Below are 14,768 nucleotides of genomic sequence, written 5' to 3' on the forward strand. Positions count from 1 at the left end.
ACACAAAAAAAAAGCGGCCTCAGTGAGGCCGCTTTTAGTATTTAACTCATACCGCTTAGTAAGTCAGACTTACACCAGCGAATACATAGCGTCCCAGAGCGTCATAGGCGCCAGGGAAGGTGTTACCGTTACCGGAACCTGCTGGTGCGTTAGGCATCAGCGGTGGCTCTTTATCCAGTACGTTGTTAACACCCAGTCTCAGAGATACATTCTCATGCGCCTGCCATGTGGCTGCCAGATCTAAGTAGTTCTGAGCATCAAACGTGGTAGGTACATCTGGATCACCTAACTCTTCCGCCTCACCCATATAGCGCCAGGTTGCAGTAACAGTTGCATCCCAAGGCGTATTCCAGGTTGCGCGGAGGTTATGGCGCCATTCAGGAGACGGTGAGCCACAGGCATTACGATCCCATTTACCGGCACATTCGATAAGGTCTGCACCAGGTAGTGGCAGCTCATCCAGTTTCTCTAACCAGGTTCCCACCATGGACACTTTCATACCGCCCATTTCGCCGATATCAAAGTCATAGGTGGCTTCGATATCCACGCCTGAGGTGGCGCGATAACCGATATTGATATCCGTTGCCGTTACACTGGCCTGGCCAACCCACAAATTACCGTTAGGACCACGGTTAATCAGGTCACAGAACTGCGCATCGCCAGTGGTACCACACAGATTTATAATAATATCTGACGGGATATTGGCGATCGCATCTTCAATTTCAATATCGAAGTAGTCGACATTCATATTAAAGCCAGGCAATGCGCTGGGCGATAATGCAAAACCGAAGGAGTAGGTATCAGATACTTCAGGATCCAGTTCCGGATTACCACCTGTAACCTGATTATACTGTCCTGCAGGGCTTTCCAGTGCACCACTTTGGTACTGGTCTGCAGTCAGACCGGTATTCAGACACTGCTCCAGTGTCAGGTTACCACCCACACCACAAGGGTCGGCCAACATATTAAACAGACCGATGCTTTGCGGGCGGAACAAGTCACGCACGTTACCGGCACGCACCGCACGCTGATAGCTGGCACGGAAACGAATGTCTTCGTTAATACCCCAGTCTAAAGCGTACTTATAGGTATTAGTAGTTTTGTCTGTGGAGTAATCAGAGTGACGGAAGGCCAGCTCTAAGGTCAGCTCGTCAGCGAACTCTTTGGCTTCAAGCAGTGGAATATCCAGCTCACCAAACACCTCGGTTACGCTGTATGACCCCTCAACACCCTTGGTTGGGCCACCCTGACCGGCACCATCACCTGAAGTGAAACCAAAGTCAGGTTCCAGAATCAAGTGTTCACGACGATATTCGCTACCCAATACCACACCGACACCGGTAGAGGTACCTGGCACCATTACGCCGGCTTCGGTTAAATCACCAGTAACATAACCACTTACCTGTGTGGTCTTGGTATCACCACGGGCGTAAAGAGGCTTAATCAGATAATCCAGAGCAGACTGCGTTACACCGCCAGTTTCAAAAATATTCCAGGGCACACAGTTAGGATCGCTACCATCTACAACAGAACGACAAACCGGGTTGCCGCTGTCATCTTCAACAACGTCCAGCGCGCGCTTAATGTTGGTGATTGACAGTTCGTTACGGTAAGTCTGTACATAGGCAACAGAGCCGTGGTTAGCGAATAAGTCATATGACCAGTTATCATCGATAATACCACGAACACCCAGTACTGCTTTCATTGAGGTGTGACGCAGGTCATCCTGACGAGGACCACCTTCGACGTTACGACGGCCAATGTAAGTACCTTCACTGAAATCATCTTTGGTCAAGCCACGGTCGTCACATAACAAACCAAACTGCTGATCAGACAGGAAAGGGTTACCACAGAAGATTTTGTCAGTTACAAAGAAAGCACCGGAAGGGGCGATCTGAGCCACACTGCGGTCATCCATGTAGCTAACTTCTGCATAGACTTCGGCGTGTTCATTGATTTCATATTTACCCAGTGCACCCAGTGTTTTGCGATCATCGGGGCGCTGGTAATAGTTCAGCGGACCATAGTTATAAAGGGCAGTTCTGGGTACAAACTGATCACCTTCGACCTGATAGTCAAAAGTATCAAAGTCGGTAATGCGGCCCTGAGGAATCGTACCGGAACCACCACAAACAAAATCATCAGCCGTGCCAAACAGGGCACAGGAGCTGTAATCACGCTCTGAAAGTCTCAGCGACTGGATGTCACGGAAAGTACCATACATGGTCACATTACCGCGGCCATCAGCAGTATTAGCACCCACCATAAAGGAGAAGTCATTAGCGTGACCATCACGAACATGGCTGGTTGGCAGATCATAACCATCACCACGGACGATATCCTGAATAGTGCCATTGTCGTTATTATGCTGATAGAAGCTGTGCTGGTAATCGAAGTTAAAACCTTCGAAATCATCCTTAAGGATAAAGTTAACCACACCGGCAATCGCATCAGAACCGTAAGTTGCAGAAGCACCACCGGTCAGCACTTCGATACGCTCAATCAGCGTAGCAGGAATCTGGTTAACATCGGGGGCAATACCACCGGCGCCCGGAGAACCAGAAGGCAGGCGACGGCCATTAACCAGCACCAGTGTACGAGTAGAGCCGAGGTTCCGCAGGTCCAGCGTTGCTGTACCTGTTGAACCATTTGCCAGGTTACCGGTTTGCGCAGCGAACAGCGCTGGCATATCGTTAAGGATATCTTCCACACGGGTCATACCGGTGATGGCAATATCAGCGGCCGTGATTTCTGTGATAGGGCTGGCGCTAACCATGTTTACACGTTGGATACGTGAGCCCGTAATTGAAATTTTCTCTACTGATTCAGCGCCTTCTTGCTGCGCCATGGCAACAGGAGTGAAGGCTGCGGTAGCAGCACCCAGAGTCAGTGCCGTACGCACTGCTCCAGCTAATCTGGATTTTGTATACATGTTTTGTCTCCCTGGACCACCAAAATGTTAGTGACACATTTTTTTAGTGATTATTGTTTACCGCTTTTGCGGCTTCTTATTTAAAGAGGTAGTGAGCCTCTACGTTGATAATACACACAGCTCTGATGCAGGGTCAATACAGATTGGAAAGTCAGTTGGGAACATTCTGCGAATCAGATTGTCGTCCCACGCACTTATGTAAAGTTATTGTTACTATATAGCATCCCGGAATGACCGAAATACATCGCTTTCATCGTCATTTTCCTGCTGTTGCCCAAATAATTTACATTTTGTTCGCCTGTCTTGGGCGGACCACTTTCAGCTCTGGCGTATCCGGTTGTTGAAGAAAAACACTCACTCATTCCTTGCTAAGTACAAACCCCAGGTGTTTTTTTACATGGGCAGGCAACTGTGGAAGTGCCTCTTTGGGTAACAAAAACGTCGCCATATTGAAAAAGTCCTGAAAGATACGGTTAGTTTCTGTGGTGCGTTTGAGGTATTCATGCCCGGAAGATCCTCCGGTACCGATTTTACCACCCAGCATGCGCTGCACCATCATCGCATGGCGGTATCGCCAGATAGTAAGTTTCTCGTCAATCTCAGTCAGGCAGTGAATAAGCTGACAGGGCAGGTTAAAAAGCGGCTCTTCACTATATTGATTAATAAACAGCGCCGCCATCAAGGCTTTTTGCGATAGTCTGAAATGGCCATCTGCCTGCCACTGAGAATATTTCTTATCATCCCATAAGGTTGTAAACGTCTCTCGGGTACTTTCCAGCTCTTTTATTTCCTGACGCCGCTCTTTATCAGACAAGGTTGGGTTGCTGCGGATGATCTGCTCATCGCTGGCCAGCATTTTCTCAGTCGCATCGCGATAAAGTTGCCAGAACTTAAAGTCACCAAACTCCAGCAAAGGAAGACGCTCAAGCCAGGATTGCGTAAGTTCAAATAAGCTGGGCTTTTGTTCCAGTTGCTCGAGAAAGTCACGGTCTGACTGATTCAGCCTGTTATAAAAGGACTGCTTATCAAAATCTATGCGGGTACCGCGCTTCAGACCCAGTGAAATTTCCAGCATTTTAAACTGAATGCTCTGAAAGCCCGACGCCGGTACAAGATAATCTCGGAAAGATAAAAACTGCTGGGGGCTCATGGTTTCCATGATACCGATCTGGTCATTCAGCAGTTCCTGAATACTGATGACACGCTTTAGCCGGTGGACAACGGTGGTTAATTGCTGATCTCTGACCTGCTGTTCACAGAACACGTCCATAACAGAGGACAACTCATGCAAAATCTGTTTAAACCAAAGCTCATAAGTCTGATGCACAATAATAAACAGCGTCTCTTCATGGGCCGGCGGCCCATATTTGCTGCTCTGCAATGCCTGTGCACCAAGTAATTTATCCAGTTGAAGATACTCGCCATAGTAGACGGGTTGCTGATTTTTCTTCATTTTATTCCCCGATCATTGAACCGCTTCAGTCTAACATCTGTACCGGTAACAGTTGCCAGTATCAGAGTATTCTGTCTATCTTAGGATTGTAGATAATTTGTTACTGCATCGGCAGAGGTAACCATCACTCTGTCATTAGCCGCTTCAGGCCCGCGCCTGAGCGACTGTAAAACAACTAAAAAAGGTCGGAACATGAAGTTGGACGATGATATTCACAATTACTATGAACACCTGGTACTGGAAAAGATTGAGCAGATGGGACTGGATAAAACAGAAAATCAGGATTACCTTGCCGATCTCTGTTGCCTGACGCTGAATCAGGTCCCCCCCAGATATATTCGCTATGAAGTGGACATGGCGTTTTATGTATCCCCTAACGAGCGCCACCAGATGGAAATGAATGTGGCATCAGCGCTGAGTAAAGCCAAAGAATTTCTCGACAAAAAACGTCAGGAATAACAGATAAATCAGGAGGGTGGCAGTCCTGCCAGCCACATCCCGGCACATGAGTTCTTTACTGCGGCTGCTCCCTTCCAGGCCTGACCGGGTTCATAAAGTATCATTGCGGGAGGACCAACAGGACCACCATTGAAAGCCTGAGGTCATCTCAGGCGGCGCGCATTATCTCTGAACCCTGAGATGGTTTCAAGCCGCGTTCGGCGTTAAACGGGTAAAAATCCGATAACAATACCAATACAGGATTCAGATCGTCTTCAGACCCCGGCTAAAAAGCGTTGTTCGGCGATCTTATTCGCTTCAATATTGGTAGGAAGCCCCTGTTGTTCCGCTTTCTGATAAATTTCAGTTAATGTGTCTCCAAGCCCCTCAAGGTGCTTACGCAAGGCTTCGGCTGTGCTGCCCTGTTTCTGGTGATATATATCGATCACACCACCTGCGTTGATCACATAATCGGGCGCATACAGAATGCCTTTTTCCATTAACATCTGACCATGGCGCTCTTCGGCCAACTGGTTGTTTGCAGCGCCCGCGATCACGCTGGCTTTGAGCTGGCCAATTGAATGATCATTAATCGCAGAGCCCAGAGCACAGGGCGCAAAGACATCCACATCCAGCGCAAATATCTCATCAGGAGAAACCACTGTTGCACCGAACTGCTGAGCGGCCTTATCCAGATTGTCCGGGTAGATATCCGTTACATACAGTTTGGCGCCTTCTTTATGCAGATGTTCTGCAAGTCGGAAACCCACATGGCCTAACCCCTGGATCGCCACGGATACGCCTTTAAGGTCTGACTTTAGCTTATGCGCTACAGACGCCTTCAACCCCATATAAACGCCGTAGGCCGTTGACGGTGCAGGATTGCCATCAGCAGGGCCACCATCATAACGGTACTTGGCATGTGTGCCGGCAATATAACTGCTGCGCTGCGCCATGGTCTTCAAATCACTGACTGCAATACCTGAGTCTTCGGCACTGATGTATTTGCCTCCAAGACTCTGAATGAAGTCGCCCATCGCTAACATCATGTCGCTTGATTTATCTTTGCGTGGATCACCGATAATGACCGATTTGCCGCCACCTAGCTTAAGGTTGGCCATAGCAGACTTGTAAGACATTCCCTTAGAGAGTCTTAATACATCGGTCAGGGCTTCTGCGCTATTGGCATAGGGCCACATACGACACCCCCCCAAAGAGGGCCCAAGATTGGTGTTATGAACGGCAATAATGGCTTTCAGACCACTTTTGATATCATGATAAAACGCCACATGTTCATGTTGGTCGTAGGCCGGATGATCAAAAACAGACATAAATATACCCACAAAGTTCTGGAAGCTAAAAGTTGCGCACATGGTAGCGCATGGCTTAGAGGATATGTCTTGCTATGTTAGAAGCCTGGTATCAGTTAGCGCAACTGGCGTAACTGAAACTGAACAATACTAGGATACACATCCTATTAAATTCCCTTGAAAAACAAACTTTTTTTCCGCATCCTTGGGCAACTTCATTATCTCACAGCCTTATATGAAACTAGACAAATTTGATCGGGAAATACTGCGCGTTTTACAAAGAGACGCCACCGTCTCTATGGCAGAACTCAGTCAGCGGGTAGGACTGTCTCACACCCCTTGTTGGCGCCGAGTTAAGAAACTGGAAAGTGATGGCATCATCCGTCGTAAAGTGACACTGCTGGACAATAAAAGGCTCAATCTGGGCGTCAGCGTGTTCATCTATGTGACCCTGAAAAATCATGATGAGGAATCGCTTAACAGTTTTGAAGCCTCGGTGCAGGATATTCCGGAGGTGGTAGAGTGCCACACCACCAGTGGTGAAAAAGATTATTTACTTAAAGTCGTTGTGGAAAGTATCGAAGAATATGAGCATTTGCTTAAGAGTAAACTGACCCACCTGCCAAGTGTTGACCATCTGAGTTCCACTTTTGCCCTCAAACAAGTGAAAAACACCACTGAACTGCCGATAAAGCAGTGCTGAGGGATTAGTGATGAATGCTGAGTGATGAATGCTGAGTGATGAGTGATGAGTGATTCAGTGTGCTTGAGAGGTTTTGACAATACTGGTCAGTATTTTTACCAATTCTTCACACTCGTTCAGAAGTTCTGATATCTGAGACTCAGTCACTAACTCTGTAGCAAGCAATAACCGAAGCCAGTAATGAGATTCCCTGGCTTCCTTCCTTGCAATAGACATTTTTGCGGTAAAATCCGCTTAGCTATGTCCCGCCTGAGCCTCTTCAATATTTGCACCTACAGACGTACCTGACCGCAGAAGCTGAGATGCCAATGTCCTCGATACACGATTCTGTTTATCCAGAAACAGGCACAATCGAACAAGTCTGACTGAAAACTGAAACGCTCTCTCCTTAACCCCTAATTCAGCATTCATAATTAATCACTCAGCATTCATAACTGCTTTACCCTGCGTCCGGTTGATTTTCCGGTAAAGCCTGTTCAAACGCAGTAAGCTGATTGCAGTTTGAAGCAATACGAGATATCAGTGGATACTTATCGAGATCCACTCCAAAACGGGTCGCATTGTAGACCTGAGGCACCAGGCAAATGTCAGCCAGTGACAAGTCAAAGCCAAAGCAGTATTTTCCTGCTGTAGTTTGCAAACGTTCCTCAATGGCAGTAAACCCTTTTTCAATCCAGTGGCGGCACCACAATGACTTGTTTTCATCGTCGATGCCATGCTCCCGCTGAATATACTGTAGTACTCTGAGGTTTACCAAAGGCTGAATATCTGCCGCTATATCATAGGCCAGCGCACGCACTCTGGCTCGCTGCAACTTATGTTCTGGCAGCAATGGCTGCCCGGAATCATAGCGCTCATCCAGATACTCGATAATCGCCAGTGATTGATTAAGAATAATATCCTCATCCTCATCCACCAGTGTCGGAACCAGCTCCGCTGGATTAAGGCGGGCGTAGGGCTGCTGATGCTGCTCGCCCCCCTCTTTGACCAGATGCACGGGAATAATCTCATAATCCAGTTGTTTCAGATTTAGCGCAATCCTCGTCCTGTAGGTGGCAGAGGATCGCCAGTAACCATATAACTTAAGACTCACGAGCGGTACTCTTTAACCTGCTGATCGATAGCACCAAAAATACTTTCACCGTTCTCATCCAGCATTTCTATGCGAATACGATCATCAAACTTCATAAACTCAGTACTGGGCTTACCGTCTCGAATAGTCTCAATCATCCGTACCTCGGCAATACAGGAATAACCGACACCTCCTTCTTCGATAGACGTACCATGTTCCGTCCCCTGCTTATTGGATACAGTACCGGATCCGATAATGCTTCCGGCACTCAGGTTACGTGATTTGGCAGCATGGGCGATCAACTGACCGAAATTGAAAGTCATGTCTTCGCCAGCCTGAGGCTTACCAAAAGGCTTTTCGTTATAGGTAGACAACAATGGCAAATGGACTTTAAAGTCTTGCCAGTAATCACCCAGCTCATCTGGCGTTACAGCTACAGGAGAGAATGCTGATGAAGGTTTGGACTGAAAGAAGCCAAATCCTTTCGCCAGCTCTCCGGGAATGAGCCCGCGAAGGGATACATCATTAACCAGCATCATCAAACGCACATGATTGCCCGCCTCCTGTGGTGAAACGCCCATGGGCACATCGCCTGTTACGACCGCCACTTCGCCCTCAAAATCGATACCCCATTCGTCACTGGGCATCAGGATGTCTTCCATTGGACCAATAAAATCATCGGAGCCGCCCTGGTACATCAGCGGATCGGTCCAGAAAGTTTCTGGCATTTCCGCGCCCCGGGCCTTTCTGACCAATTCAACATGGTTGACGTAGGCGCTGCCATCCGCCCACTGATAGGCGCGGGGTAACGGGGATTCGCATTCACTGGGATCAAAAGCAATCACATCATCCAACTGTCCAATGCTCAGAGAGTGATAAGTGGCCTGTAAATGCATCGATACTGTATCCCAATTGTCCAAAGCAGACTGCATGGTTGGGGCAATATGGGTGACGGCTACGGCTGTTTTGAGATCTTTGCTGACAACAACCAATTGTCCGTCACGTGTACCATTTTTTAATGTTGCTAATTTCATTGATTATTCAGACTTCTTTTTCCAACTATGGATGTATTCAGGGTTTCCCACTGCCGGCACCGCTTGGGAATAGCCGGCATCAATGGCACCTCGTCGGTTAAGGTCCGCTGGCGCTCTAATCGGCGTTAAAAATCGCCAATGAGCCAGTGGGTAAACCCTGCAACTATGAAAGTATCACAACTTCAACAGACTCCTTAATGGTAAAAGAGTGCAATCCGAAGACGCCGTGACGTAGATTTAAATTGATATCCACATTCTCCCATTTACCCTGCGTGGAGGGGAATACAACAACGCAGGGTCAACAGCCTGCCTTGTCAACCTGAATGTATTCATACCTTTACAGTCTTCTTGTTGATGCCATATTCACGCAGTTTATTGGCAATAGCGGTATGGCTGAGCCCCAGTTTCTTGGCTAATTGCCGGGTACTCGGGTAAGAGGGATATAAGCGGCGTAAAAGATCTTTTTCAAACCGTTTTACTTCCTGGTCCAGCGTTCCCTCTATCTGCTCGCTGAAATAACTCGGCGCACCCATACTGCTGGGCAGCTGCACGTCATCCCGACCCATTTCATCTTTTTCCAGCAGGCTCAGAGCCCGATAAAGCGCATTTTCAAGCTGCCGGACATTGCCGGGCCAGGGATAGGACTGCAGGTAATCGACACAGGATTTATTCAGGGTCGGCGGGCGACGCCCCAACTTACTGCTTTGCTGTTTCAGGAAATATTCTGCCAAAGCAATAATATCGGATTTACGTTCACGCAAAGAAGGAATAGTCAGACTCAAAACATTTAGCCGGTAATACAGATCTTCCCGGAATTTACCTTCCTGTACCATCAGGCTGAGATCTTTTTGAGTGGTACTGATAATACGCACATCTACTTTCACTTCCCTGGCATCCCCTACACGCCTGAAAGACCCATCCTGTAAGACCCGCAATAGCTTGGTTTGCATTTGCAATGACATGTCGCCGACTTCATCAAGAAATAACGTGCCACTTTGTGCCTGCTCCAGCAAACCTACCTGACTCTGTTCATTGCCGTAACTGCCCGGACCACATCCAAATAACTCCTGCTCTGCTACTTCGTCGGGAATGGAAGCGCAATTCAACACCAAAAAGGGGTGCGTACCCCGCCGACTGGCCTGATGACAGGCTTTGGCGATCAGTTCCTTGCCAGATCCGGTTTCACCATAAAGCAAAATCGGCGCATCCAGTTCGGCCATTTTCTTCGCTTCACGAACAACCCTTTTCATCTGTGCACTCTGTGCCTGTATCTGAGAAAACGAGTCACTACTGATTTGATTAAACGCCGTGAGTTGCTGCCCAAGCCTGTACTCAGATTTGAGCAATAACACAGTCCCGGCCAGAATCTCGCCACCCTCACCGTCTGAAACATTGATTGGCAGAATGTCGGCGAGAAAGTCCTGTTCGATAAATTTCACTTTATGGGTCTGGGCGTACACCTCTTTACCATCCATCCAGCGAACAAAATTAAACCCCTTCACCAGTTCCGTTATTTCCTGCCCGATCACTTCTTCATATTCACTTTCCAGGCTCGACAACACGGCTTCGTTAGCCAGCAGTACATACCCTCTGGTATCGATAGAGAAGACCGGGTCGGGCAATGTTTTTAACAATGCTTTGAGCTGATTTTGTTCGCGTTCAATAGGCATAAATGGAGTGGTTTTAACATCCTCCACCCCGTCTATCCGGCGAATCTTGGGCATCAAATGCTGAAACTCAGCGAAGTCTATATTGGGAAAATGAAGGAAAATCTTGCCGGACTTATCGATCTCTATTCCGCGCAGATCAATCTCATACTCTACCAGAATATCTAATAAATCCTGGGTAATACCTAACCTGTCCTGACAACTTATTTCCAAACGCATAAAGACACCTCTGTCACTGAGTTGTAAACATTTTATGCCATCTGTGCGGGGGAAAACAGCAAAATATCAACCCGCAACATGTCATCAGGCAATAAAAAAGGAGCACCTGGTGCTCCTTTTGCAATCACTTGCCCACTCAGTTATCTGACAGCTCGTCTGTTTTAGCTGCACAGATAAAGTCATTCTTATGCAGGCCATTAATGGCATGGGTCCACCAGGTCACCGTCACCTTGCCCCATTCCAGTAATATAGACGGATGATGGCCTTCAGATTCGGCCAGTTCACCCACCTTGTTGGCAAAGGCCATCGCCTGCCTGAAATTCTTAAATTTAAATTCTCGTTCTAACTGCATCACACCATCAACGGCTTTGGGCGTCCAGTCAGGGATCTGCCCCATCAGTTGTTTCAGTTCATCATCAGACACTTTAGGTGCGTCAGCATGGCATGCTTCACATTTTTGCTCAGATAATTCTGTCATATTAATCTTCTCCTTCAGGTTAACTGGCCATTTTTTCTTTCGGTGGAAATTTCGGCTTGTGCAAACCCAGACCTTTGGCTTTTTCTACCAACGCCATAATGTCCATATCTGCAATCCCGAATAATTCATCAAGGCTATCTAATACGTAGTAAACCGGCTGCATAATATCAATGCGATAGGGCGTTCTCAGCGCCTCTACCGGATCCATCTCATGCCTGTCGGGTTTATCGCTTTCCAATGCATACAGTGTTTCGCCCGGAGAAGAGAGGATCCCCCCTCCATAGATTCTCAGATCACCGTTTTGGCGGAGCAGCCCGAATTCGACGGTGAACCAGTAGAGTCTGGCCAGATAGACGCGGTCCTGTTTGCTCGCCGCATAACCCAACTTGCCATAAGTATGAGTAAAGTGGGCAAACGCAGGATTCGTCAGTAAAGGGCAGTGACCGAAAATCTCATGGAAGATATCCGGCTCCTGCAGGTAGTCAAATTCTTCGCGGGTGCGGATGAAGGTAGCAACCGGGAAACGTTTATTTGCCAGCAGACGGAAAAACTCATCAAAATTTATCAACGCTGGTACTTCCGCCACTTGCCAGCCGGTTTCACGCTCCAGCACCTGATTGACTTCTGCCAGTTGAGGGATTCTGTCTCTGGGCAAATCAATCAACTCAAGACCTTGCATATATTCATCACAGGCGCGCCCCTGAATAATCTCAAGTTGCCTGGTGACCAGGTCCCGCCAGACGGCATTGTCTTCATCACTCCAGTGGATAATACCCTTCTCGTCTGACTGACGGGATACATACTGGGTTGTCTTACTCATAAATTCCTGCCACTTCGATAACTCGGCTTTAGTTGGACGTGAGTCTACTTAAATAGTGGCAAAGAAAAAGCAGTGTTGTCTTTTCAGGGTGCCGCAAAGGCGTAACATTATTTTTACATGACTTCAGGGCCCATGACCTGCCGTAGCGCTCATTTTGTTGTCCCGGCCGATTCAGGTTCCATTTTCTTAAGTCGGCTGAGCACCTGAGAGGCAATTTTTCCGGTATTCGGAGCCGGCACCTGAATAAATGGCATTGGGCGGCACAAACGCGCTGCCTGAACGCCCATTCTGGCGGTCAGTACACCCGCTCCGAGACCTTGCGCCACGCGGCTTGACAACCTCGCAGTGAGACTGCCCCCCAGAGCCCAGGCAGAAGCGTCGGTGGCTAATTCACTGGCGCCAGCGTAGACAAGGTTATGGCACATTTTTCTGATTAATTTAATTCGTGCCCAATATCCGGTATCGACACCATAACTTCGACAGATCTGATTAATCATCTTAAGATTACGCCAGAGTACCAACAGCATATCCAGAAGCGCAAAGGGACTGACCGCAATAAGCACCGAAGATGCACTCGCTTCACGACCAATCTGATTTACTACTTGCTTGTCGATATCACTCAGCACCTGCTGTTCAAACAAAAGCATGATTTCTTTGTCAGAGTAATGGGGCTGAAGATTACCAAGCCAGGTGGTGACGCTGGTCTGTGCCGATTGAGGTAACTGCCGCGCCAGTTGTAAACAATAGTCCCGAGCCTCACCAATTGCAGGGCTTTCGGCCAGCAAAGCCGAGGTCTGTTGCCATTGACTTCGCTGCTCCAGTCGTGCAAAAGCGCGCCACTCCTTTACCAGCGCAACACCCATCGCCAGGCCACCAAGTGCCAACAGGCTTAACCAGGCGACCCCAAACCATGCTCCCGTCTGAAAGGCGCTGTAAAGACTGACAAACAGCTGCGCGGTTGCCATCAGCGACAACAAAACCACAAACCAGAATAATTTCCCCGGGGCCGAAAAGTCATCTTCAGGTTCGGTCGCGTTTTCTTCAGAAGCGCTGTCAAAGTCTGCTTCTTCTATCTGTATTGCCGAACGTAATGAGTCAGGGTGTGAATTATCAGATTCACTCACCGGGATATGCACAGCGGGATGCAGGCCGTTATTTTTAAGGTTTTGATTCATTGCACTTTATCGCTTAACAAAAATTCCAGTAACTGATCCATCCGGATATGAGGAAGAGCCGACATAGCATCGCGTTTTGGCGGAGCAAAGGCGGGAAAGCTAAATTGCTGAGATTGCCAGAATTCCTTCCGTGGGCAGCATGACGGTACATCCCCCGGATAAAGCATAATGGGTTTACCATCAAGGTCTCTGCCACGCAATACACTCAGCATGTTACCCTGGTATTCTGTTTTACCCACTTGTGAGGCCCTGATCGCCGCCAGGGCAGTCGTCTGGATCTTACTGCCCCGGTAAGTAATATCCTGGCGAGCACTGTGAACCATAGACTCCAGCAAACGAATTAAATTGTCCTGTTGATCAGGTGTAATATGGTCAGCCTTACTGGCGGCAAAAACCAGTTTATCGATACGTGAGGAGAACAATCTTCGAACCAGAGAGTTATTGCCATAATCAAAGCTCTTTAATAACCAGTTAATCGCTTCCTGTAGCTCCTGAAAACTCTGTTCTCCACGATTCAGTGCAGACAGGCAATCGACCAGAATAATCTGGCGATCAAACTGCTTAAAATAGTTGTGATAAAAAGGTTTGATGACTTTTTCTTTATATTGTCTGAAGCGTTCAATAACCACAGCCAGATTCGAACCTTCCGGAACCCCCTTATCACCCTGCTTGCGAAGTGTTTCGGGTACAGGTACAAATTGCAGTATCGGCGCACCTTCAAGCTCTCCGGGCAACACGAAACGCCCGGGCTGAATCAGTTCCAGCCCAGCCCGTTTACATTGATGCAGATAACTTCTGTACGCATCGGCAAGCCCTTTAAGCTGCATTTCATCAGCGGCTGCCAGCCAGTCAGTCTGCTTTAGCTGAGCAACAAAGTCCGTCGCTAAGTGTTGACGCTCAGGTTGCTGAAGTTGTTGTTCACAGAACGCACTCCAACTGTCAAAGCCCATTCCCAGTAAAGGCAAATCCAGCAGCCATTCTCCAGGATAATCAATAATATCCAGCACCAGAGTTGACGTATCGGCAAATAAACGCCGGAAGCGCTGTGCATGCTGATAGCGGATATTAATACGGATTTGACTGACCCCCCGGGTCGGCGCCGGCCACTGTGGGCAATCCTGATTAAGAGCTGACATGCCCTGTTCATATTCGAACCGGGCTAACTGCAGGTCAGGTTGGGAGACTCGCTGAGCACCGACTAGCCGGCCCTGACGAGCAGGACTAAAAAACGGTAAATCAGCGCCATGATTGGCTTCCAGTAATTGATTAACCAGTGATGTTATAAAAGCCGTTTTACCCGCTCCACTTAACCCGGTCACGGCGAGCCGTACATGCCGATCGGTTACTCTGGCGGCGGCCAACTGTGCCTTGCTACGAATTTTTTTTATCGTCTTTTGGTGCAAACCGGATGTCATAGAATCCTTAAACTAACTGGAGGTGTCATTGTGAGGGCATCCTGCCCATCAT

The 14,768-nt window shown here is 48.1% G+C and carries 12 protein-coding genes, 1 other RNA gene and 1 pseudogene; 2 read left to right on the plus strand and 12 right to left on the minus strand.

Features of this window, described 5'->3' with window-relative positions; all coding sequences use genetic code 11:
* Nucleotides 1–55: 55 nt before the first annotated feature.
* Together CDA54_RS05020 and CDA54_RS05025 are read right to left on the minus strand one after the other, a co-directional pair.
* Nucleotides 56–2,932, minus strand: a complete 2,877-nt coding sequence (locus CDA54_RS05020) for a TonB-dependent receptor plug domain-containing protein (RefSeq protein WP_099033919.1) — start codon at nucleotides 2,930–2,932, stop codon at nucleotides 56–58.
* 358 nt (nucleotides 2,933–3,290) lie between these two features.
* A complete protein-coding gene (locus CDA54_RS05025) occupies nucleotides 3,291–4,385 on the minus strand; it encodes a tryptophan 2,3-dioxygenase family protein (protein ID WP_099033920.1) in 1,095 nt (364 codons plus the stop codon).
* A 192-nt stretch (nucleotides 4,386–4,577) separates the two neighbouring features.
* Here CDA54_RS05025 and CDA54_RS05030 point away from each other — a divergent pair, with 192 nt between their 5' ends.
* On the plus strand, nucleotides 4,578–4,844 hold the full coding sequence (locus tag CDA54_RS05030; RefSeq protein WP_099033921.1) for a late competence development ComFB family protein: 267 nt from the start codon (nucleotides 4,578–4,580) through the stop codon (nucleotides 4,842–4,844).
* 23 nt (nucleotides 4,845–4,867) lie between these two features.
* Here CDA54_RS05030 and ffs read toward each other — a convergent pair.
* An RNA gene (gene ffs, locus CDA54_RS05035) (signal recognition particle sRNA small type) lies at nucleotides 4,868–4,964 on the minus strand.
* Nucleotides 4,965–5,098: 134 nt separating this feature from the next.
* Nucleotides 5,099–6,154: a Leu/Phe/Val dehydrogenase gene (locus tag CDA54_RS05040; RefSeq protein WP_099034087.1), complete on the minus strand. Its 1,056-nt coding sequence runs from the start codon at nucleotides 6,152–6,154 to the stop codon at nucleotides 5,099–5,101.
* Between the two features lie 214 nt (nucleotides 6,155–6,368).
* On the opposite strand from CDA54_RS05040, the gene CDA54_RS05045 reads away from it, so the two are divergent.
* On the plus strand, nucleotides 6,369–6,836 hold the full coding sequence (locus CDA54_RS05045) for an Lrp/AsnC family transcriptional regulator (protein ID WP_099033922.1): 468 nt from the start codon (nucleotides 6,369–6,371) through the stop codon (nucleotides 6,834–6,836).
* A 54-nt stretch (nucleotides 6,837–6,890) separates the two neighbouring features.
* On the opposite strand, the pseudogene CDA54_RS05050 reads toward CDA54_RS05045, so the two are convergent.
* From CDA54_RS05050 to CDA54_RS05085, 8 genes and pseudogenes are all read right to left on the minus strand, one after another.
* Nucleotides 6,891–7,247, minus strand: a pseudogene (locus CDA54_RS05050) (four helix bundle protein).
* A 28-nt stretch (nucleotides 7,248–7,275) separates the two neighbouring features.
* Nucleotides 7,276–7,929 carry a maleylacetoacetate isomerase gene (gene maiA, locus CDA54_RS05055; protein ID WP_099033923.1) on the minus strand — a complete coding sequence of 218 codons (654 nt, stop codon included), beginning with the start codon at nucleotides 7,927–7,929 and terminating at the stop codon, nucleotides 7,276–7,278.
* Nucleotides 7,926–8,942, minus strand: a complete 1,017-nt coding sequence (locus tag CDA54_RS05060) for a fumarylacetoacetate hydrolase family protein (protein ID WP_099033924.1) — start codon at nucleotides 8,940–8,942, stop codon at nucleotides 7,926–7,928. Before CDA54_RS05060 ends, maiA begins: the two co-directional genes overlap by 4 nt.
* 329 nt (nucleotides 8,943–9,271) lie before the next feature.
* Nucleotides 9,272–10,828, minus strand: coding sequence for a transcriptional regulator TyrR (gene tyrR, locus CDA54_RS05065; RefSeq protein WP_099033925.1), 1,557 nt, complete (start codon nucleotides 10,826–10,828; stop codon nucleotides 9,272–9,274).
* 136 nt (nucleotides 10,829–10,964) lie between these two features.
* The gene (locus CDA54_RS05070) at nucleotides 10,965–11,306 is read right to left on the minus strand and encodes a 4a-hydroxytetrahydrobiopterin dehydratase (protein WP_099033926.1); all 342 of its coding nucleotides are present in this window, start codon (nucleotides 11,304–11,306) and stop codon (nucleotides 10,965–10,967) included.
* Nucleotides 11,307–11,325: 19 nt separating this feature from the next.
* Nucleotides 11,326–12,126, minus strand: a complete 801-nt coding sequence (gene phhA, locus CDA54_RS05075; protein ID WP_099033927.1) for a phenylalanine 4-monooxygenase — start codon at nucleotides 12,124–12,126, stop codon at nucleotides 11,326–11,328.
* A 149-nt stretch (nucleotides 12,127–12,275) separates the two neighbouring features.
* Nucleotides 12,276–13,301 (minus strand): YcjF family protein, encoded by a 1,026-nt coding sequence (locus tag CDA54_RS05080; RefSeq protein ID WP_099033928.1) that lies wholly within the window; start codon nucleotides 13,299–13,301, stop codon nucleotides 12,276–12,278.
* Complete coding sequence (locus CDA54_RS05085; protein WP_099033929.1) at nucleotides 13,298–14,716, minus strand: YcjX family GTP-binding protein; 1,419 nt, start codon at nucleotides 14,714–14,716, stop codon at nucleotides 13,298–13,300. The genes CDA54_RS05080 and CDA54_RS05085 overlap by 4 nt, the downstream gene beginning before the upstream one ends.
* Nucleotides 14,717–14,768 lie beyond the last annotated feature (52 nt).

This window comes from Lacimicrobium alkaliphilum (assembly GCF_002591895.1).
In the GTDB taxonomy this organism is placed as follows: domain Bacteria; phylum Pseudomonadota; class Gammaproteobacteria; order Enterobacterales; family Alteromonadaceae; genus Lacimicrobium; species Lacimicrobium alkaliphilum.

Excerpts from the sequence above, each read along its gene's own strand:
- CDA54_RS05085 (WP_099033929.1), bottom strand. The coding sequence starts at position 14,716 with ATGACATCCGGTTTGCACCAAAAGACGATAAAAAAAATTCGTAGCAAG.
- CDA54_RS05030 (WP_099033921.1), top strand. The coding sequence starts at position 4,578 with ATGAAGTTGGACGATGATATTCACAATTACTATGAACACCTGGTACTG.
- CDA54_RS05040 (WP_099034087.1), bottom strand. The coding sequence starts at position 6,154 with ATGTCTGTTTTTGATCATCCGGCCTACGACCAACATGAACATGTGGCG.
- CDA54_RS05025 (WP_099033920.1), bottom strand. The coding sequence starts at position 4,385 with ATGAAGAAAAATCAGCAACCCGTCTACTATGGCGAGTATCTTCAACTG.
- CDA54_RS05060 (WP_099033924.1), bottom strand. The coding sequence starts at position 8,942 with ATGAAATTAGCAACATTAAAAAATGGTACACGTGACGGACAATTGGTT.
- CDA54_RS05080 (WP_099033928.1), bottom strand. The coding sequence starts at position 13,301 with ATGAATCAAAACCTTAAAAATAACGGCCTGCATCCCGCTGTGCATATC.
- CDA54_RS05070 (WP_099033926.1), bottom strand. The coding sequence starts at position 11,306 with ATGACAGAATTATCTGAGCAAAAATGTGAAGCATGCCATGCTGACGCA.
- CDA54_RS05045 (WP_099033922.1), top strand. The coding sequence starts at position 6,369 with ATGAAACTAGACAAATTTGATCGGGAAATACTGCGCGTTTTACAAAGA.
- phhA (WP_099033927.1), bottom strand. The coding sequence starts at position 12,126 with ATGAGTAAGACAACCCAGTATGTATCCCGTCAGTCAGACGAGAAGGGT.
- CDA54_RS05020 (WP_099033919.1), bottom strand. The coding sequence starts at position 2,932 with ATGTATACAAAATCCAGATTAGCTGGAGCAGTGCGTACGGCACTGACT.
- tyrR (WP_099033925.1), bottom strand. The coding sequence starts at position 10,828 with ATGCGTTTGGAAATAAGTTGTCAGGACAGGTTAGGTATTACCCAGGAT.